The organism is Paenibacillus sp. FSL R5-0810, assembly GCF_038002285.1.
GTDB classification, from domain to species: Bacteria; Bacillota; Bacilli; order Paenibacillales; family Paenibacillaceae; genus Paenibacillus_AQ; species Paenibacillus_AQ lactis.
In genome coordinates this window covers 3,368,205-3,388,199 of record NZ_JBBOCF010000001.1, presented here as the reverse complement: position 1 = coordinate 3,388,199, position 19,995 = coordinate 3,368,205, and the positions used below count along the sequence as shown (strand labels likewise).

Here is a 19,995-nt window from a genome sequence, read left to right as displayed (position 1 = left end):
GGAGAGCGGGCGGATGCTCTGCATGCGATTTTACATCCGGCTTGGCGTAGGCAGCCCGAGGACGTCCAGCGCATCGCCCAGCGTCTCTTTAAACACCGAGGTCAGCCATACACGGAATTGGAGGACCTCCTCCTCCGCCTTCAGGATCGGGCATGCCGAATAAAAATTGTTAAACCATGAGCACAGCTCGTAAGTGAAGTTGCAAATGGCGCTTGGAGACAGCTCGCGTCCGGCCGTGACGAGGGTGTCCTGCCAAGTGCTGATGTGTCTCAGCAAGGCGTGCTCGGCTTTTTCCATGGCAGGAAAATGTACAGGTCTTACTGGCTCCACACCGGATGCCTTCGCTTTATTCAGGACGCTCAGGGCGCGTGCATAGGAATAGAGCAGGTATACCCCCGTATTGCCGGATATTTCGGTTGCCTGCTTCAGATCAAATACGACCTCGGTCTGAAGTGCAAAGCGAAGCAGATAGTAACGGATGGAGGCGATCGCGATTTCGCGGCTGGACAGTCCGTTTTTATCCGAGCGGGTCTCCTCAATGACCTTCTCCACCTGTCCGATGAGCTCCGTAATTTTAATACCGATCCCTTGACGCCCGGACATCGCGTAGGAGGCCTTGCCGTCACTCGTATCAATCCCTAGGTCAGCAGCAGCCGACGGACTGAGGGAAACGACCCAGTAACTCACATGACGGAGCTTCTCCGCTTCCTTGACGAACCCCAGGCTTTCGAGCGCCTGCTTGACCATCGCCTGCGGATATTGCTGCCTGTAATCAATAACATTGATTACCATAGTGGCTTTGCCGAACGGCTGCTGCTCGCCGTCAGCGCTTGTTGTCCACACATGCTCCGTAAATTTTTTGTAGGCAAAATCCTTGGCCAAAACCCCGTATTTCCACAAGTGGTACGCGATGTCCTTGGCCGTGTAGGTCAAAATGCCGTTGGAGCGGACAAGCACCTTATCCATGCTGTGCTCGGCCTCCGGATTTCCCGCAGCGTCTTCGCCGCCGGATTGCTTCAGCACCCAGCATCCAGCCAGCCTGCCCTCGGTTTCCTGCTGGAACAGCGGCGTATTCTTCAGCAGCTCGAATGCATAATCCCAGAAGCCCTCTCTTACGATGCTGCTCTCCCACACCAACAGATCATACTCGATGCCGAACTGCTTCATCTCCTCCAAATGCTCTTTAACGATCCGCTCCGCCACGAGGAGTCCGATCCACGCCAAGTTCTGGTGTCCTTCCTCCAGAGCGTGAAGCACTTCGGTTCGATGCTGCACGAGCGAAGGATCCTGCGTATAAGCCCGATTGGTGGCAGAGTATACATCCCAGCAATAATCCCCGAACCGGGCATGCTCTTGTGTGAGCGGAGTATGAAGAAGACCGACGACCGTATCTGCCAGCTGATTCCCCAGATCGTCGATATAGTTATGGACCTCGACTTCATAACCGAGCCTTCTCATCAATCTGACCAGCGTGTCGCCGATACAAGAATTTCGCAGATGGCCGATGTGTGCCGATTTATTCGGGTTGATGGATGTGTGTTCAATGACGATTTTTTCATCCGGGGCAGCCGGCAGCTCGAAACGCAATCCCGCCCACGCCTCCCAGCGGATGCGGAGATTCAGAAAGCCTGGTGCCGCTACCTCAACGGAAGCTATAAGCTCGAGGAATGGCTCATGCTGCTGAAGCTCCTGCTGAATCAGCCCGGCGATTTCAATGGGTGCCTTGCGCAAAACTTTGGCAAGCTGCATGGCGATGTTGGTCGCATAATCTCCATGCTCCATGCTGGCAGGCTGCTCGATACGGACCTGTACGGAATCCGGCAGCTTCGTGCCGAAGCTTTGGCACACCTTGTTTACGGCTTGTTCCAGGCTTTCAATGATAAAGTGACTTAACATAATGGTGAAATCCCCCTTTTAACAGTGACAACCATGTCTGAAAAAATAAAAAAAGTCCGCGTCTCCTAAGAGACGAGGACTTATGCTCGCGGTACCACTCTTGTTGTCAACCCCTGAAATTGGAAGGCTGACCCCTTTGCTACGATAACGGTGTAAGCCGGGTCACCCTACTGAAAGTTTCGGATAACCGTCTCCTGGGCCCGTTTCACTGGCGGCTTCGTACCGGTTCCCACCTGTCCCGGCTCGCTTGGACTGAAGCGCGTGCAGCTACTCTCCCAATCACAGAACTTCAAAATGATCGAGTTTTCCATATTATAACCAATCTGCTTCGAAAAGCAATACGATTTTTATTTCACCGCAACCAGCAGCGCGCCGACAGCAATCAGAGCAACGCCGGCTGCGTTGATCCAGGAGATTTTCTCACCCAGAAAAACAAAAGCAAGAATGACCGCCATCACGACGCTCAATTTATCGATCGGCCCTACCTGCGATACTTTGCCGTACTTCAGTGCCAGGAAGTAGAACAGCCATGATAAGGCACCGGCGATCCCGCTGAGCACAATGAAGCTGAGCGCCTTTTTTTGCGTTAGAATATCGCCGAGCTGCGAGAATTTCCCCTGAACCGCTATGACCCCGAGCAAGAACAAAGCCATGATGACCGATCGTATAGCGGTTGCGGAATTCGCGTCGATGTTCTGCAGGCCGATCTTGCCGAAGATGGCCACGAGCGCAGCGGCTACGGCAGACAGCAGCGCGTATATAAGCCACAAAGGCATACGCATCCTCCTCTTTTATGTATGTAGCTTGGCATCACTTTCGAATCTGACAGGGATTCTTTTTTTATAGTATAGGGTTATTGGGAAAAAGCCATTATTTTTTAATTTGGGTATCCCATGGAACGCAAAAAGGATCCCAAGGAACGCAAAAACACCGCCCTAAGGCGGTGTTATCTTTACGTCCCAGAAGGGATTCGAACCCCTGACCGACGGCTTAGAAGGCCGTTGCTCTATCCAGCTGAGCTACTGGGACACATTTTTTTCAAGCAAAAAATATATTATCATATGCTCTGGAATATTTCAACTATATATTTTTGAGAATAGAAGATTTTTGATGCGATTAGATTATGACTAGGCAATCCGGGGTTATATTGATAAAATACGGTTGCTCTTTACTTGATCGGTGATCCCGATCCCTCTAAGTAAGAGAAGGAACCCATGGAACCCGCGCTTTTTTAATCTTGGCGGTACATATGCTATAATCAACGAATATTAAAAACAGGACTAGAAAGGAGGTGTCCTTATCAAGGACTCTTACTCCCCCGAACAAGAGGATAAGAACATCATCCTGTTTCCGAAGACGCTGGATTATTATCAGATTCAGCTAACGGTTATGCTCGAGAATGAACGGTACGGCGAAGCGATGGAGGTGCTGCGGTTTCTGCTGCAATGCAGCGGACAGAATGAGCGGAACTATGAGGAATGGCGGGCCCTTCTGGAATGGCTGGAGGCAGCCTTCCCCGAAGCAGCCGTGCCCCGTGAGAATGATGCCGATACCGAGGAGATCGACGATCCGGACGAAGCGGAAATGACCCGCCAGATGGTTAACGATAAGGTAGCACAGGATGCAGGATATGCGGATAAACTTCTTGCTTCGGTCATGAACGGACCTTTGACCGAGCAGACGATCCTTGCGCTTGAACAGCTGGCCTATCTGGACCGTCCGGAAATCGATGCGGCTCTAGCGGATTGGCTTAGCGAGACCCCGCTTCATCCTCTGCTCCAATTCCGCGTGCTGCAGACGCTGCGCAGACGTGGCATGGAAGGGAGCGTAACGCTTAAGAGAGGACAGGAGGCCGTCGAAATCGAGATTGACTCGGTACCGCTCGATCCATCGGAATTCCCGCCTGCAATAACGAAAATATTGGAACGCGTTGCCGATCAGACAGAGGTTCACGAGCCGACGCTGTTTTATTTCGCTCAGGAATTATGGTCGCAGTTCATTATGGCCATTTACGGAACCTTGGATTACGAGTCCATGCTCGACGAGGATGAGTCTACGCTCGATATTTGGGCGGCAGCATTGCACGACATCGTGTCGGAGAGTTTAAAAGGGTTCCGGAATGAGGACGAAATCCGGCCGTTGTACGGAATTACGGACACCATGCGTTTTCGCTATGAGGGAGCATACCGTTCGTTAAAGCAATTCGTAGCTGCCGGGGCGGAGGAATAGGCAGAGATGGAAAACGTTTACGGTATCGCTCCATAAGGGTACGCCCTTGAAAAAGCATGTAATGTTGTTTATACTATAGTGGTTATTCGGTACGTGATAGATTATTGCGCCGACCACGTGAACTATTTTGGAGGGGAAAGCATAAATGAAAGCAACTTGGGAAAAAATAGAGAAGAACCTTGGCGTTCTTGACGTTGAGGTTGATGCGGATCGCGTTGCGGCCGCCCTCGACAAAGCTTTTAATAAAGTAGCGAAACAAGTAAATGTACCTGGATTCCGTAAAGGTAAAGTACCGCGCCCGATCTTTGAAGCTCGTTACGGCGTAGAGAGCTTGTATCAGGATGCAATCGACATTCTGCTTCCTGAAGTATACAGCGAAGCTGTTGAGCAAGCGGATATTTTCCCGGTAGATCGTCCAGAAGTAGAAATCGAGCAGTTCGCTAAAGGCGAAACCTTCAAATTCAAAGCGAAAGTAACCGTGAAGCCAGAAGTTAAGCTTGGCGATTACAAAGGACTTGAAGTGGCTGCTGTAACAGCTGAGGTTTCGGATGAGGAGCTGAACCAAGAGCTTGAGCGCCTGCAACAGCGTCATGCTGAGCTGGCTGTCATCGATGAAGGTTCGGCTGAATCCGGCGACATCGTCGTGATCGATTTCGACGGTTCCGTGGACGGCGTTCCTTTCGAAGGCGGACAAGCCGAGCGTTATTCCCTGGAGCTTGGAAGCAACACCTTCATCCCTGGCTTTGAAGATCAAGTGATCGGCATGGCTACGGGTGACTTCAAAGACGTGGAAGTGACATTCCCTGAAACCTACCACGCGGAAGAGCTGGCCGGCAAACAAGCGGTCTTCAAAGTGAAAGTGCATGAAATCAAGCGCAAGCAGCTTCCTGAGCTGGACGACGAGTTCGCTAAAGACGTAAGCGAGTTCGATACGCTTGATGAGTACAAGGAAGATCTGAAGAAGCAGCTTCTGGCCCGCAAAGAGCAGGAAGCTCAAGGCGTCCGCGAGAATGAAGTTGTTGAAAAAGCGGCAGCTAACGCCGAAATCGATATTCCGGAAGCGATGATTCAATCCGAAGTTCAGAACATGATGCGCGATTTCGACAACCGTCTTCGCCAGCAAGGCATGAACCTCGAGATGTTCCTCAGCTTCTCCGGCCAAACCAATGCGGATTTGGAAGGTCAGATGAAGGACGATGCCGAGAAGCGCGTTCGCAACAACCTTGTGCTTGAAGCGATTGCGAAAGAAGAGAAGCTTGAAGTTTCCGAAGAGGAAATCAACAAGGAACTGGACAATATGGCTGAAACGTACAAGCGTTCCGCCGAAGAAATCCGCAGCATCCTGTCTGCCAACGGTTCCCTTGACAGCCTTAGCGAAGAGCTGCTTCTCCGCAAGACGATTGATTTCTTGCTGGAAAACAGCGTAGAAGGCGCTCCAGTTGAGAAGAAGGAAGAAGCTGCAGAAACTGCGACTGAAGAATAATAACAACAGGCGGCTGCCGAAGCTGCCGTTACATGAGATAGGGCACGTACTTTATGCGTGCCTTATTTTTACCTAAGAATAGCCAATTTTCAACTAAATGTGACATGAATTGGTTATTTTTTCGACATACATAATGAGACAAGTTGGCTGGATATATTCCTAGCGAAGTTCATAGAATGTAATCAGGGTTAAAAAATGACATTGCGCTTTGAACATGTTAGAATAACTTTTGTAACGCATAAGTAAATTTTCAAGGAAATGAGGTTGGTCGCATGAGTCTTGTACCTATGGTGGTGGAGCAAACCAGTCGAGGCGAAAGATCCTACGATATCTACTCAAGATTACTGAAGGATCGCATTATATTCCTCAGCAATGCGATCGATGACGATGTAGCCAATCTCGTCATTGCCCAGCTGCTCTTCTTGGCTGCGGAAGATCCGGAGAAAGACATCTCTCTGTACATCAATTCTCCTGGCGGTTCGGTGACGGCCGGGATGGGTATATATGATACGATGCAGTTGATTAAGCCTGATGTGTCCACTATTTGCGTCGGCATGGCCGCCAGCATGGGCTCGCTGCTGCTCACCGCCGGAGCGCCCGGCAAACGGTATGCGCTTGAGAACAGCGAAGTCATGATCCATCAGCCGCTTGGCGGAATTCAAGGTCAGGCATCCGATATCCAAATCCATGCAGATTGGATCATCAAGACCAGACAGAAACTTAACCAAATCTATGTGGAGCGCACGGGTCAGCCCCTTGAAAAAATCGAACGCGATACAGACCGTGACTTTTTTATGAGCGCGGAGGAAGCGAAGGCGTACGGTATTATTGACGAAGTTCTGTCTTCACCGACCAAATCATAAGGGGTGGTTATTGCATGTTTAAATTTAACGACGACAAAGGGCAGCTGAAATGCTCCTTCTGCGGCAAATCGCAGGAGCAGGTTCGCAAGCTGGTTGCGGGGCCCGGTGTTTATATATGTGACGAGTGCATTGACTTGTGCTCGGAAATCGTAGAGGAAGAACTCGGCCATGAGGAAGAAGTGGATTTGAAGGATATTCCGAAGCCGCGTGAAATTCGGGATATTCTTGACCAATACGTCATCGGACAGGACCAAGCGAAGAAGTCCTTATCGGTTGCCGTATATAACCACTACAAACGGATCAATACGCAAAACAAGATTGATGACGTTGAATTGCAGAAGAGTAACATTTTGCTGCTGGGACCTACAGGTTCAGGTAAAACATTGCTTGCGCAAACGATGGCTAAAATCTTGAACGTTCCGTTTGCCATTGCCGATGCCACCTCGTTGACGGAGGCCGGTTACGTGGGCGAGGATGTCGAGAACATCCTGCTCAAGCTGATCCAAGCCGCCGACTATGATGTGGAGAAAGCGGAACGCGGCATTATCTATATTGATGAAATTGATAAAGTGGCCCGCAAATCCGAGAATCCGTCCATCACTCGTGACGTTTCCGGCGAAGGGGTTCAGCAGGCGCTTCTGAAAATTCTGGAGGGAACGGTCGCTTCCGTTCCGCCGCAAGGTGGGCGCAAGCACCCGCACCAGGAGTTTATTCAGATCGATACAACCAACATTCTGTTCATTTGCGGGGGCGCATTTGACGGGTTGGAGCAGTACATCAAACGCCGGATCGGCAAGAAGGTCATCGGCTTCAACGCTTCCGCTGAAGGCCAGAAAGATCTGAAGCCAGGCGAATATTTGACGATGGTGCTGCCTGAGGACCTGCTCAAGTTCGGTCTCATTCCGGAATTTGTCGGCCGTCTGCCGGTTGTTTCCACATTGGAACCACTGGATGAGGCGACGCTGGTACGGATTCTGTCCGAGCCGAAGAATGCCCTCACCAAACAATACCAGAAGCTGCTTGAGCTTGATAATGTCAATCTCAAGTTCGAACGCGGCGCTCTCGAAGCCATTGCCCAGGAGGCAATCAAGCGCAATACCGGCGCGCGCGGACTGCGCTCCATCATTGAAGGCATCATGCTGGATGTAATGTATGAAGTGCCGTCCAGAGACGATATCAAGGATTGCGTCATCACCGAACAGGTCGTTCGTGACAGAGTGATCCCTGAGCTGATGCAAGGCAAGGGAACGGAAGATGACAAGAAACAGGAAGAAAGCGCCTGAGGCGTTCTAACGCTGCGGACGTGATATAAATTTACGCTGATCCTCTCCACTTCCAGTTATGGCCATGAGCCTAGGCTGGAGTGGAGCTTTGGCGTTATACGGGAGAGATCGTACCATGTTTTTGAGACAAGACACACGGCCCGTTAAGGTGGGGAACCTCACCATAGGGGGAAATAACCAAGTCATTATTCAAAGCATGTGCACCACCAAAACAGCGGATGTCGAGGCGACCGTCGCGGAAATTTTGCGTCTGGAGGAAGCCGGATGCCAAATCGTCCGGGTAACGGTCAACAATGAGGAAGCCGCCGCTGCCATTAAGGAAATCAAGAAACGCATTCATATCCCGCTTGTCGCGGATATTCATTTCAACTATAAGCTTGCCCTTCTCGCCATAGAGAACGGCATCGATAAAGTCCGGATTAATCCCGGCAACATCGGAAAACGCGAGAAGGTCGAAGCGGTCGTAAAAGCGTGCAAGGAGAAAAGCATTCCGATCCGGATCGGCGTAAACGCCGGTTCGCTGGAGAATCATCTTCTTGAAAAATACGGCTATCCGACGCCGGAAGCGATGGTGGAGAGCGCCCTGTACCATATCGGTATTCTGGAGGAGCTCGATTTTCATGACATCATCGTATCCTTGAAGGCATCGGATGTTCCGATGGCTATTGCGGCGTATACGAAGGCTGCCGAGGTGATCCCTTACCCGCTTCACCTGGGCATTACGGAAGCCGGTACGCTGTTCTCCGGAACGGTGAAAAGCGCGGCCGGACTCGGTGCGCTCCTGTCGATGGGCATCGGCAACACGATGCGGATTTCGCTCAGCGCCGATCCGGTAGAGGAGATTAAAGTCGGACGCGAGCTTCTCAAAACGTTCGGATTGATTTCCGATATGGCGACGCTCGTATCCTGCCCGACGTGCGGACGTCTCGATATCGATTTGTTCTCCATTGCCAATGAGGTCGAGGAGTATATCTCGAAACTGAGAGTGCCGATCAAGGTATCCGTTCTTGGCTGTGCCGTGAACGGACCGGGTGAAGCGAGAGAGGCCGACATTGGAATTGCCGGCGCTCGCGGAGAGGGACTGCTGTTCCGTTACGGCGAAATGATTCGCAAGGTTCCGGAAGCCACGATGGTGGAGGAGCTGAAGAAAGAGATCGATAACATTGTGAAGGTGTACGAGGAGACGGGCGAAATCCCTGGCCGCAAGCATAAGTCCACGGTCTGAGCTTGATGGTATGCAATGTCAGTCACACATGGCCTTGTCATCGGTGGTTGCGATGTAACTAGAAGCCACATACCGTAACGCTAAGCATTGTGTCGTGATTCCAAACACCAGGCAGGAGATCCATACATCTTTGCTTGGTAATTCAATAGCGTTTGCCTTAAGCGGCAGCCTCTGATTCAGGAGGCTGCCGCTTTTTGTTATTCTTCATCGGGATCGTCCTCGGATTCAGCCGAATTGCGTTGCGTGGACTCAAGTTGGGGGAACGACCCTTCTGGTGAGCCACGAGTCAATGCAAGTACTGGGAGAACGTGAGAGCCGTCGCAAAGTGACACGATTGCAGAAAAGGAGCAAGCAGGTCCCACAAAGGGACTTGAAGAGGGAAGGTGGGCTCGGAAGGAGCAAGCAAGTCCCACAAAGGGACTTGAAGAGGGAAGGTGGGCTCGGAAGGAGCAAGCAAGTCCCCAAAAGGGACTTGTAGAGTGAAAGTGGGGTCCAAAGAAAGAAGCAAGCAAGTCCCCAAAAGGGACTTGCCCACCAGGAAAAGCTTCAGCGGAGCAAGCGGAATTGTTCAGAAGAAGCGAAGCGTTCTCCTTTGCCCTCGGATTTCCTCATAGGAACCCAAAAATTCAAAGAAATCCGAGGGCAACAGAGATCGTAAGAACAATCCGCATGCGGAGTGCTGATTAAGCTCACAAAGGTCCTACTAGCTGTGAAGATGTCCCCAAAAGGGACTTATAGAGTGAAAATGGGCTCCAAAGGAGCAAGCAAGTCCCCAAAAGGGAATTGCCCGCCAGGAGAGCTTCAGCGGAGCAGGCGGAGTTGTTCTGAAGAAGCGAAGCGTTCTCCTTTGTCCGCGGATTTCATCAATAGGAACATAGAATTCAAACAAATCCGAGGACAACAGAGATCGTAAGAACAATCCGCAGGCGGAGTGCTGATTAAGCTCACAAAGGTTCAACTGGCTGTGAAGAAGTCCCCTAAAGGGACTTATAGAGGAAAATGGGCTTCAAACGAGCAAGTCCCCAAAAGGGACTTGTAAAGCGAAAATGGGCTCCAAAGGGGCAAGCAAGTCCCAAAAAGGAACTTGTAAAGCGAAAATGGGCTCCAAAGGAGCAAGCAAGGCCCCAAAAGGAACTAGTAGAGCGAAAGTGGGCTTCAAAGGAGCAAGCAAGTCCCCGAAAGGGACTTGTAGAATGAAAGTGGGGTCCAAAGAAGCAAGCAAGTCCCCAAAAGGGACTTGCCCACCAGGAAAGCTTCAACGGAGCAGGCGGAATTGTTCAGAAGAAGCGAAGCGTTCTCCTTTGCCCTCGGATTTCCTCATAGGAACCCAAAAATTCAAAGAAATCCGAGGGCAACAGAGATCGTATGAACAATCCGCAGGCGGAGTGCTGATAAAGCTCAAAAAGGTTCAACTGAGTGTGAAGAAGTCCCTTAAAGGGACTTATAGAGGAAAATGGGCTTCAAACGAGCAAGCAAGTCCCAAAAAGGAACTTGTAAAGCGAAAATGGGCTCCAAAGGAGCAAGCAAGTCCCCAAAAGGGACTTGCCCACCAGGAAAGCTTCAGCGGAGCAGGCGGAATGGTTCAGAAGAAGCGAAGCGTTCTCCTTTGTCCGCGGATTTCATCAATAGGAACATAGAATTCAAAGAAATCCGAGGACAACAGAGATCGTAAGGACAATCCGCAGGCGGAGTGCTGATAAAGCTCACAAAGGTTCAAATGGCTGTGAAGAAGTCCCTTAAAGGGACTTATAGAGGAAAATGGGCTTCAAACGAGCAAGCAAGTCCCAAAAAGGAACTTGCCCGCCAGGAAAGCTTCAACGGAGCAGGCGGAATTGTTCAGAAGAAGCGAAGCGTTCTCCTTTGCCCGCGGATTTCATCATAGGAACTCAGAATTCAAAGAAATCCGAGGGCAACAGAGATCGTAAGAACAATCCGCATGCGGAGTGCTGATTAAGCTCACAAAGGTTCAACTGGCTGTGAAGATGTTCTTTTAAGGGACTTGTTGTGAAAAAGCCCCTTTACAAATTGTTCCCGCATTGGCGTTTTACCTGCAAACGAATCGGCAATACTACCAAGTATTAACGTTGGATCTTGACATAATGGAGAAACAGGAGGAATGACTTGTGAATCTGAGTATCGTGATTATGCTGGTGCAGCTGTTTTTTGCAGTCATCATCGGCATTTATTTTTGGAACTTATTGCGTGGGCAAAAGACCAGCAAGACCGCAGTGGACCGGGAGTCGCGCAAGGAGCTCGATAAGCTGCGCAAGCTCCGGTCGGTGTCGTTGACGAAGCCGCTTGCGGAGAAGACGAGACCTCAGACCATGGACGACATCGTCGGACAAAAGGACGGACTGCGCGCCTTGAAGGCCGCCCTGTGCAGCGCCAATCCGCAGCACGTCATTATCTATGGCCCGCCGGGGGTGGGCAAGACGGCGGCAGCGCGCGTGGTGATGGAGGAAGCGAAGAAGAATCCGCAATCGCCGTTTAAATACGATGCAAAGTTTACGGAGATCGATGCGACCACCGCCCGTTTTGACGAGCGTGGTATTGCCGATCCGCTCATCGGGTCGGTGCACGATCCGATCTATCAGGGGGCTGGCGCGATGGGCGTAGCCGGCATTCCGCAGCCGAAGCCGGGCGCAGTGACGAAAGCGCACGGCGGCATTCTGTTCATTGACGAAATCGGCGAATTGCACCCGATTCAGATGAATAAGCTGCTAAAAGTACTGGAGGACCGCAAGGTCCTGCTTGAAAGTGCATATTATAATTCAGAGGATGCCAATACGCCAGCCTATATTCACGATATTTTTCAAAACGGACTTCCAGCCGATTTCCGCTTGGTTGGCGCGACCACGCGCTCCCCGGAAGAAGTTGCGCCCGCTCTTCGTTCACGCTGCATGGAGATCTTCTTCCGTCCGCTGCTCCCCGAGGAGATCGGTAAAATCGCGGAGGATGCCATTCAGAAGATAGGCCTTGGCGCAGCGCCGGAAGCGGTGGACGTCGTGAAGCAGTACTGCTCCAATGGACGCGAGGCCGTCAATATGATTCAACTCGCCGCAGGACTTGCATTAACGGAAAAAAGAGACTCCATCCGCGCCTCGGATGTAGAGTGGGTAGCGAGCAGCAGTCAGCTGCAGCCCCGCCCGGACCGCAAGGTGCCGGAGAAGCCGCAGATCGGCGTTGTCAACGGGCTGGCCGTATACGGTCCGAATATGGGGGCGCTGCTCGAGATTGAAGTGTCAGCGGTGCCGGTCGAGAAGGGACAGGGCACCTACAATATTACCGGTGTCGTGGATGAAGAAGAGCTTGGCGGGGGATCGCGCAAGCTGCGGCGCAAGAGCATGGCCAAGGGATCGATTGAGAACGTCCTGACCGTGCTGGAAGCGATGGGCTTCTCGCCGAAGGATTATAATCTCCATATCAATTTCCCGGGGGGAACCCCGATTGACGGCCCGTCCGCCGGTATTGCTATGGCAACGGCGATCGTATCGGCGATTAAGGGAATTGAGGTCGATAATAAAATTGCGATGACCGGTGAGATGAGCATTCACGGCAAAGTGAAGCCGATCGGCGGGGTGATTGCCAAAGTGGAGGCAGCGTTCCAGGCCGGAGCAACCCGTGTCATCATCCCGAAGGATAACTGGCAATCGTTATTCCAGGATCTGAGCGGCGGCTTGCGGGTCATTCCGGTCGAAACGGTCGACGAGGTGTTCCGCCAAGTATTCGGCGGCTCGCTGGCGGCGGACATCGTGGAGCTTCCGAACACCGACATCTATCCGGCCTCCTCGGCATCGCTTCTGCAGGCCACGCCACCGCGCAATGGCAAAATGACCGATGCCGGCGGCGTTTAAGTTTCCCGTTGTTGGTTTTTTATACGCAGATTTGATAAAATAGGAATAGTGTCAACATTGAGAGCCATTGGAGGTGCGAAAGCGATGGGACCAAGTAAAACCAAAGGTCGTCGTTTTCCTTTATTGCCTTTAAGAGGTCTTCTTGTCTACCCGAGTATGGTGCTTCATTTGGATGTAGGCCGGGAGAAATCCGTAAAGGCTTTAGAAAAGGCGATGGTTGAAGACAATTTGATTCTCCTGTGTTCTCAATCGGAAGTGAACATTGAAGAACCGACGCAAGAGGATATTTTTCGAATTGGAACCGTTGCGAATGTACGCCAGATGCTTAAGCTTCCAAACGGTACCATACGCGTGCTTGTGGAAGGTATGGAACGGGCGGAAATTATTCAATATACGGATCAAGCGGATTACTACGAGGTCATCGCGCGCGAGCTTCCGGAGGAAGAGAACAATGACCCTGAAGTATCCGCTTTGATGCGGACGGTGCTGTCACAGTTTGAGAATTATATCAATTTGTCCAAGAAAGTTACGCCCGAGACGCTTGCGGCCGTCTCCGATATCGATGAGCCGGGGCGTCTGGCGGATGTCATTACAAGCCACTTATCGTTAAAGATCAAGGATAAACAGGAGATCCTTGAGACGATCGACGTCCGCAAACGGCTGGAAAAGCTGCTGGATATTTTAAACAACGAGCGCGAAGTGCTGGAGCTGGAGCGAAAGATCAACCAGCGGGTTAAGAAGCAGATGGAGAAGACCCAGAAGGAATACTATCTGCGCGAGCAGATGAAGGCCATCCAGAAAGAGCTTGGCGATAAGGAAGGCCGTGCCGGGGAAGTCGAGGAGCTGCGCAGTCAGCTGCAAGAGCTTCAGCTTCCGGAACGCGTCCACGAGAAAGTCGAGAAGGAAATCGACCGCCTCGAGAAGATGCCGGCCAGTTCGGCAGAAGGCGGCGTCATCCGGAATTACGTCGATTGGCTGCTTGCCTTGCCGTGGACGAACAAGACCGAAGACGATCTCGACATCGCAAAAGCCGAGCAGGTCCTGGATGAGGATCACTACGGGCTGGAGAAGCCGAAAGAGCGCGTGCTGGAATATTTGGCCGTGCAGAAGCTCGTAAAGAAGATGAAGGGGCCGATTCTGTGCTTGGTCGGACCGCCGGGCGTCGGCAAAACGTCGCTGGCCCGTTCCATCGCCCGCTCCCTGGAGCGCAAATTCGTCCGCATTTCCCTCGGCGGCGTGCGGGATGAAGCCGAAATTAGGGGACATCGCCGGACTTATGTCGGGGCCATGCCCGGCCGAATCATTCAAGGCATGAAGACCGCAGGCTCTTTAAATCCGGTATTCTTGCTCGACGAAATCGATAAAATGGCTTCGGATTTCCGCGGCGACCCGTCTTCGGCGCTGCTGGAGGTGCTCGATCCGGAACAGAACAATACGTTCAGCGATCACTTTATCGAAATTCCGTTTGATTTATCCCAGGTCATGTTCGTGACGACAGCCAACGCTCTTCATAACATTCCAAGACCGCTGCTCGATCGGATGGAGGTTCTCTATATTCCGGGTTATACGGAAATCGAGAAGCTCCAGATTGCGAACCGCTATCTGCTGCCGAAGCAGAAGAGCGAGCACGGGCTTGAGCCCGAGCAGCTCCAGGTAGACGAAGGGGCGCTCCTGAAGGTGATCCGTGAATATACGCGGGAGTCCGGCGTCCGGAATCTGGAGCAGCAGGTGGCGGCTCTGTGCCGGAAGGCCGCGAAGCGGATTGTTACGAACGAATCCGATTCCATTGTGATCGGTGCGGACGATATTAAGGATTATCTCGGCATTCCGAAGTTCCGCTACGGTATGGCCGAGCTGGAGGACCAAGTCGGAACCGTAACCGGTCTTGCGTGGACCGAGGTTGGCGGCGAGACGCTGACCATTGAGGTTACCGTCGTTCCCGGAACCGGCAAGCTGACGCTAACGGGCAAGCTGGGCGATGTAATGAAGGAGTCGGCTCAGGCAGCTTTCAGCTTTACCCGTTCGAAGGCCGCAGAGCTCGGCATCGACCCGGATTTCCACGAGAAGCTGGATGTCCACATCCATATCCCCGAAGGAGCCATTCCGAAGGATGGTCCGTCTGCAGGCATCACGATTGCTACGGCCCTTATTTCATCCTTAACGAAGCGCCATGTTGCCCGTGACGTGGCGATGACCGGAGAGATAACACTCCGCGGACGCGTGCTGCCGATCGGAGGGCTTAAGGAGAAGTCCTTGGCCGCTCATAGGGCCGGCTACAAAAAAATACTGCTCCCGAAAGATAACGAGAGGGATTTGCGCGACATTCCGGACAGTGTCAAGAATGACGTCGAATTCGTTCCGGTATCCCACATGGACCAAGTTCTCGAGCATGCGCTCGTAGAGCAGGCGGGAGTGCATTAGAGAGGAACCTTTAAAAATCATGAAAGTAACAAAAGCCGAATTCGTCATCAGTGCGGTCGGTCCTGCTCAATATCCTGAAGACGCCTTGCCGGAAATTGCTCTGGCAGGGCGTTCCAATGTGGGCAAGTCCTCACTGATCAACCGTATGATATCGAGAAAGAACTTGGCCCGTACGAGCGCAACGCCAGGCAAGACGCAGCAGCTCAATTATTACCGGGTCAACGAGGATTTGTATTTGGTCGACTTTCCGGGGTACGGATACGCCAAGGTATCCAAAAGCCAGCGCGCGGCGTTCGGCGAGATGGTCGAGAAATATTTGCTCAGCCGGGATGAGCTGAAGCTCGTTCTGCTGGTGGTCGATATGCGCCACCCGCCTACAAAGGACGATGTCAGCATGTATGAGTGGCTGCAGCATTACGACCGACCGGTGTGCGTCGTCGCGACCAAAGCGGACAAAATCCCGAAGACGCGCAGACAGAAACACGTCAAGATTGTAAAGGAAACGCTTGGCTTTCAGCCTCATCATTCATTCGTCATGTTCTCTTCGGAGTTAGGGCTTGGTAAAGAGGAGCTATGGGAAATCATCGAATCACATATCGGATACCGTCAAGAAAACGGCGAAGGGGACAACGGTGATTTCCGGGATGCAGCCGTCGAAGAAGACGAATAAGCGTAATCGAGCGGATTTGCCTGATTTTTTGAGTAATAGAGGGAATCGGTGTATTCTTGACAGGAAAGTGAGCATGTTGAGGGAAATCTCAGTCTGATTCCGGCTAAAACCGTTTTTTTATGAAATATGATGAATAATCTCGTTCGGACGACAGGAAAGACCGCTGGGATGTACAGTATAATGGGAGTAAGTTAAAAGAATTGAGGGATTTTTATGGCTCAGCGGTTAGCCACAGAATATGTTAATGCCACAATGCAAATGACGGATGTTCAAATGGATCGATTTCTGCAAGGGACCCACGCTTTCCGGGTGAGCAGCCGAGTGAAAGTGATGGACGGCGGAGAGCATGAGTTCGTGCTTGAAGATGAAAGCGGGGAAGAAGTTCATTTGCCCTTTGAACGCAAGAATGGCCTGTACGTCTGTGAGCTGTCGTGCCGATTGGTAACTCCCCATCTGGCCGATGCCGTACGTAAGCTGTTTACGGCTTTTAAGGGGTCGGGGAAGGTAAATCGGATCTATCGCGGCTTTACAATGAGCTATGATTACCACGTCGGAACGGTTCACCGAATCACCCAGATGACCGGGAACGAGAGTATCGTCATATACGAGTACAAGAATACGGCCGGAGAGCTGCTGCGCCTGTTTAACAGCAAGGAAGCTGAGAAAGAGATCGAATCCATTCAGCGGAATATTAATCTTCTTCTGGACCAGCGGATTGCGGCAGGCAATGACATGTCTAAGATCCAATCGATCGATGAACAGCTCCGGAGCTACAATCAGCGGCTATTCGTTCTCGAAGCATAAGACTAGGTTAGGCTGCCCATAAATGGGCGGCTTTTTTATTTGCGGAAGGGGAGTAATCTTAGTCACAGCTTCGGAATTTGGCACATATATTGAGCTGTAAAATTATTTATTAGGTTATTTTTGAAAAAGGTGTTGCATTTCGCTGTCATAGATGTTATTTTTAATCTCGTTGAAAAGAATATAGGAACCAGGATTCACTCAGGACATGTAATGTTGCGAGAGATTATTCCCTCGGGAAGTGAATGACGTAGGTCCTAGCGGATGAAATTTTCAAACATTTTATTCCTAGGAAGGGGGAAACCGGAAGATGGAATACTCAACTTTCGGAAGACACGTTGCTGTTGATACTTGGGGAGTCGATTTTGAACTATTGAACAGTGCAGAATTTTTACAAGCTCAGATGGTCGAAGCCGCTGAAGCATGTGGAGCAACGGTATTGTCCGTCCAATCCAAGCAGTTCGAGCCACAAGGAGCTACGGTGCTTGTATTGCTGTCGGAAAGCCATCTCTCGATTCACACATACCCTGAGAGAGGTTTTGCTGCGATTGACTGTTACACCTGCGGGGAGACGGTAGATCCGCAATTGGCTATTGACTACCTGGTATCCGTACTGAAACCTGAAAAATGCTATGCTAAGAAACTCGTACGCGGACTTGGAGAAATGAAGGTCGAGACGCCCGAGATGAAACTGGCCGAACTCGTTTAACAGGCCAACTACAAATTGTGTATACCTATAACCATGGAGTCCTCCATGGTTATTTATTTTGAGACGACCTTTTCAAGGAAAATCATACGTATATCTCCAGTGCTGAATATCCACAATAGTAAGGTGTCGGTAAACAGGAAATGAGGGGGAGTCCCCATGAACAGAATATAACGAAACATGGGGATTTCATAAACATTTCATAAAATAGACAAGGGGATTTGGCTGACTGTGATATAATGAACAAGGTCAGGGCAGACCGCTTGATCGCGGTCATACTATCGGAGAAATAGGCAGGTGAACATGCAATGCACATCGTCGTTGTTGGGTTGAATTATCGCACGGCGCCCGTGGAGGTCAGGGAACGCTTTACGTTTTCGGAAGCTGAATTGCCGGAGGCGCTGCGGGAGCTGAAATCAACCAAGAGCGTATTGGAGGGCGTCATTGTCGCTACCTGCAACCGTACTGAGATTTATGTTGTGGTAGATCGCCTTCATATGTGCGGCTACTTTATCCGCAGTTTTATGGAGCAGTGGTTCGGCATTAACCGTGAGGAATTTACACAGCATCTATATATATATGAAGATGAACAGGCCATTTCCCATCTGTTCAAGGTCACCTGCGGCCTGGATTCCATGGTGATCGGAGAGACGCAGATCCTGGGACAGGTTCGCAATGCCTTTTTAACATCCCAGCAGCATCATGCTACCGGAACCTGGTTCAATATGCTGTTCAAGCAGGCGGTAACGCTCGGAAAACGCGCCCACTCGGAAACCTCGATCGGCGAGAGCGCCGTGTCGGTCAGCTATGCGGCGGTAGAGCTTGGCAAACGGATTTTCGGCACGTTCAACGATAAGAAGGTTATGATTCTCGGCGCAGGCAAGATGAGCGAGCTTACCGTCAAGCATCTTTATGCCAACGGCGCCGCAGAGGTAATTGTGGCTAACCGGACGCTGGGCCGCGCCCAGGAGCTTGCGAGCAAGTTCAAGGGCACGCCCTGCACGATGGAAGAAGGCATGGGGCTTCTTTATGACGTAGACATCATTATCAGCTCGACGGGCTCGAATGAATACGTGCTGAATGCCGACCGGGTAAGGGAGAGCATGAAGAAGCGCCAGTCGCGGCCGCTGTTCATGATTGATATTGCCGTTCCGCGGGATATCGATCCGGCTGTCGGCGAGCTGTCGAATGTATTTTTGTATGACATTGATGATTTGGAAGGTATTGTTGAGACGAATATGGAAATGCGCCGCGTCGAGGCCGCTAAGATCGAGGTTATGATTCAGGCGGAGATGGACGCATTCCACACTTGGCTGAAGACGCTTGGCGTCAGACCGGCGATTCGCGCTCTGCAGGAGAAATCCAATACCATCCACGAAGAGACACTTGAAAGCTTATTTAATAAGCTTCCGGAATTGGACGAACGTCAGCGCAAGGTTATTCGCCGATTGACGAAGAGCATCGTTAACCAAATGATGCATGACCCGATCAATCGGATTAAAGAAATGACCGGCGGTAAGCACGGCAATGAAGCGCTCGACTATTTCACTCAAATTTTCGCGCTGGAAAGCCTGATTCATGAAAAAGAGCAGGGGACCCGCAGCCACACCAAGGACAAAGCAGCAACCAAAGCTGAAGCGATATCGAGCGCTGCCGATCGGCAGGCAGAGGAGAAGCCCATAAAGGTATCTCTTGCCCCAGCCACCCTATGAGGCGGGTGAATTCATTCCATGCTGCTAAACCTTATTTATAATACCGGCATTTGTATCTATGCCCTGAGCCTTCTGTTTTTTATCTCGGATTGCGTATCGCGCAATTCGGTGGCGAAGCGGATAGGCACAGGGCTTCTTGGCATAACGGCGCTGCTTCAGCTTGGGGGAATCGGGATCAGAGCGATGGAGGGCGGGCATTTTCATCTCCCCGTGTTTACGTTGTTTGATTTCTTGCTCCTCCTTACGTTCTGCATCACGATAACATCGATGGCACTAACGTATTTAAAGCGATCCGAGTATGCGGTGCTGCTGATCAACCTTGTCGGCTTCTGCGTCATGCTGGTCAACCAGCTTTGGTTCAAAGCCGGAGGAGATAACGCCCTATACAGCTGGGAGACTGAGCATCGGCTCCTGCTGATTCACATCGCGCTGGCGAGCATAAGCTTTGCCGCACTGACGGTAGGGGCTGTTTTTGCCGCAATCTATATGTTTCTGCACCGAAAGCTTAAGCATAAACACTGGAATGATACGGTACGAAGATTGCCCAGCTTGGAGAAGCTGGACATTTACGCTTATAAAGCGTTGATGACGGGAACGGCGATTTTGGTGCTGTCCTTGATCGTGGCAATCATGTCGGTTGCCATGGCAGGGCGATGGCAGCTGCTCCTGGATATTAAGGTACTGTCTACGCTCCTTGCGCTCAGCATGTATATTGTTTATTTCCTGAAACGCAGCCTGCTGAAACGCTCCGGCATGGAGGCCGCGGTTTGGGCGCTGATCGGGTACGGATTCATTATATTGAACTTTTATCTGAATACGTGGTCCGGATTTCACAGCTGGTCAGGAGTGTGA

General features: G+C 51.3%; 14 protein-coding genes, 1 tRNA gene and 1 other annotated feature. Of the genes, 12 read left to right on the top strand and 3 right to left on the bottom strand.

All coding sequences use genetic code 11. The annotated features are described in order from the left end of the window. Positions 1-30: 30 nt before the first annotated feature. The 3 genes from MKX76_RS15350 to MKX76_RS15340 all read right to left on the bottom strand — a co-directional run bounded on the left by MKX76_RS15350 (position 31) and on the right by MKX76_RS15340 (position 2,925). Complete coding sequence (locus MKX76_RS15350) at positions 31-1,896, bottom strand: arginine--tRNA ligase (RefSeq protein ID WP_341034098.1); 1,866 nt, start codon at positions 1,894-1,896, stop codon at positions 31-33. 65 nt (positions 1,897-1,961) lie between these two features. Continuing rightward, positions 1,962-2,188: a binding site (T-box leader), on the bottom strand. Positions 2,189-2,243: 55 nt separating this feature from the next. Next, the gene (locus MKX76_RS15345; RefSeq protein ID WP_007130754.1) at positions 2,244-2,672 is read right to left on the bottom strand and encodes an EamA family transporter; all 429 of its coding nucleotides are present in this window, start codon (positions 2,670-2,672) and stop codon (positions 2,244-2,246) included. Between the two features lie 179 nt (positions 2,673-2,851). Next, a tRNA-Arg gene (locus MKX76_RS15340) sits at positions 2,852-2,925 on the bottom strand. A gap of 360 nt (positions 2,926-3,285) precedes the next feature. Here MKX76_RS15340 and MKX76_RS15335 point away from each other — a divergent pair. The 12 genes from MKX76_RS15335 (at position 3,286) to ccsA (ending at position 19,995) form a co-directional block, all read left to right on the top strand. After that, positions 3,286-4,125, top strand: a complete 840-nt coding sequence (locus MKX76_RS15335; protein ID WP_213616078.1) for a hypothetical protein — start codon at positions 3,286-3,288, stop codon at positions 4,123-4,125. A 145-nt stretch (positions 4,126-4,270) separates the two neighbouring features. Continuing rightward, on the top strand, positions 4,271-5,608 hold the full coding sequence (gene tig / locus MKX76_RS15330) for a trigger factor (protein ID WP_341034097.1): 1,338 nt from the start codon (positions 4,271-4,273) through the stop codon (positions 5,606-5,608). Between the two features lie 272 nt (positions 5,609-5,880). Continuing rightward, complete coding sequence (gene clpP, locus MKX76_RS15325) at positions 5,881-6,471, top strand: ATP-dependent Clp endopeptidase proteolytic subunit ClpP (RefSeq protein WP_007130751.1); 591 nt, start codon at positions 5,881-5,883, stop codon at positions 6,469-6,471. Positions 6,472-6,485: 14 nt separating this feature from the next. Continuing rightward, a complete protein-coding gene (gene clpX, locus MKX76_RS15320; protein WP_007130750.1) occupies positions 6,486-7,754 on the top strand; it encodes an ATP-dependent protease ATP-binding subunit ClpX in 1,269 nt (422 codons plus the stop codon). Positions 7,755-7,869: 115 nt separating this feature from the next. Next, the gene (gene ispG / locus MKX76_RS15315) at positions 7,870-8,979 is read left to right on the top strand and encodes a flavodoxin-dependent (E)-4-hydroxy-3-methylbut-2-enyl-diphosphate synthase (RefSeq protein WP_028407009.1); all 1,110 of its coding nucleotides are present in this window, start codon (positions 7,870-7,872) and stop codon (positions 8,977-8,979) included. A gap of 2,144 nt (positions 8,980-11,123) precedes the next feature. Continuing rightward, positions 11,124-12,833, top strand: coding sequence for an ATP-dependent protease LonB (gene lonB / locus MKX76_RS15310; RefSeq protein WP_285852581.1), 1,710 nt, complete (start codon positions 11,124-11,126; stop codon positions 12,831-12,833). Between the two features lie 84 nt (positions 12,834-12,917). Next, positions 12,918-15,254, top strand: coding sequence for an endopeptidase La (lon, locus tag MKX76_RS15305; RefSeq protein ID WP_007130747.1), 2,337 nt, complete (start codon positions 12,918-12,920; stop codon positions 15,252-15,254). 19 nt (positions 15,255-15,273) lie between these two features. Then, positions 15,274-15,924, top strand: a complete 651-nt coding sequence (gene yihA / locus MKX76_RS15300; protein WP_007130746.1) for a ribosome biogenesis GTP-binding protein YihA/YsxC — start codon at positions 15,274-15,276, stop codon at positions 15,922-15,924. 213 nt (positions 15,925-16,137) lie between these two features. Further along, positions 16,138-16,728: a hypothetical protein gene (locus MKX76_RS15295; RefSeq protein WP_007130745.1), complete on the top strand. Its 591-nt coding sequence runs from the start codon at positions 16,138-16,140 to the stop codon at positions 16,726-16,728. A 307-nt stretch (positions 16,729-17,035) separates the two neighbouring features. Next, on the top strand, positions 17,036-17,434 hold the full coding sequence (gene speD, locus MKX76_RS15290; RefSeq protein WP_007130744.1) for an adenosylmethionine decarboxylase: 399 nt from the start codon (positions 17,036-17,038) through the stop codon (positions 17,432-17,434). A 305-nt stretch (positions 17,435-17,739) separates the two neighbouring features. Beyond that, complete coding sequence (gene hemA, locus MKX76_RS15285) at positions 17,740-19,143, top strand: glutamyl-tRNA reductase (RefSeq protein WP_007130743.1); 1,404 nt, start codon at positions 17,740-17,742, stop codon at positions 19,141-19,143. A gap of 18 nt (positions 19,144-19,161) precedes the next feature. Beyond that, positions 19,162-19,995 (top strand): cytochrome c biogenesis protein CcsA, encoded by an 834-nt coding sequence (gene ccsA, locus MKX76_RS15280; RefSeq protein WP_007130742.1) that lies wholly within the window; start codon positions 19,162-19,164, stop codon positions 19,993-19,995.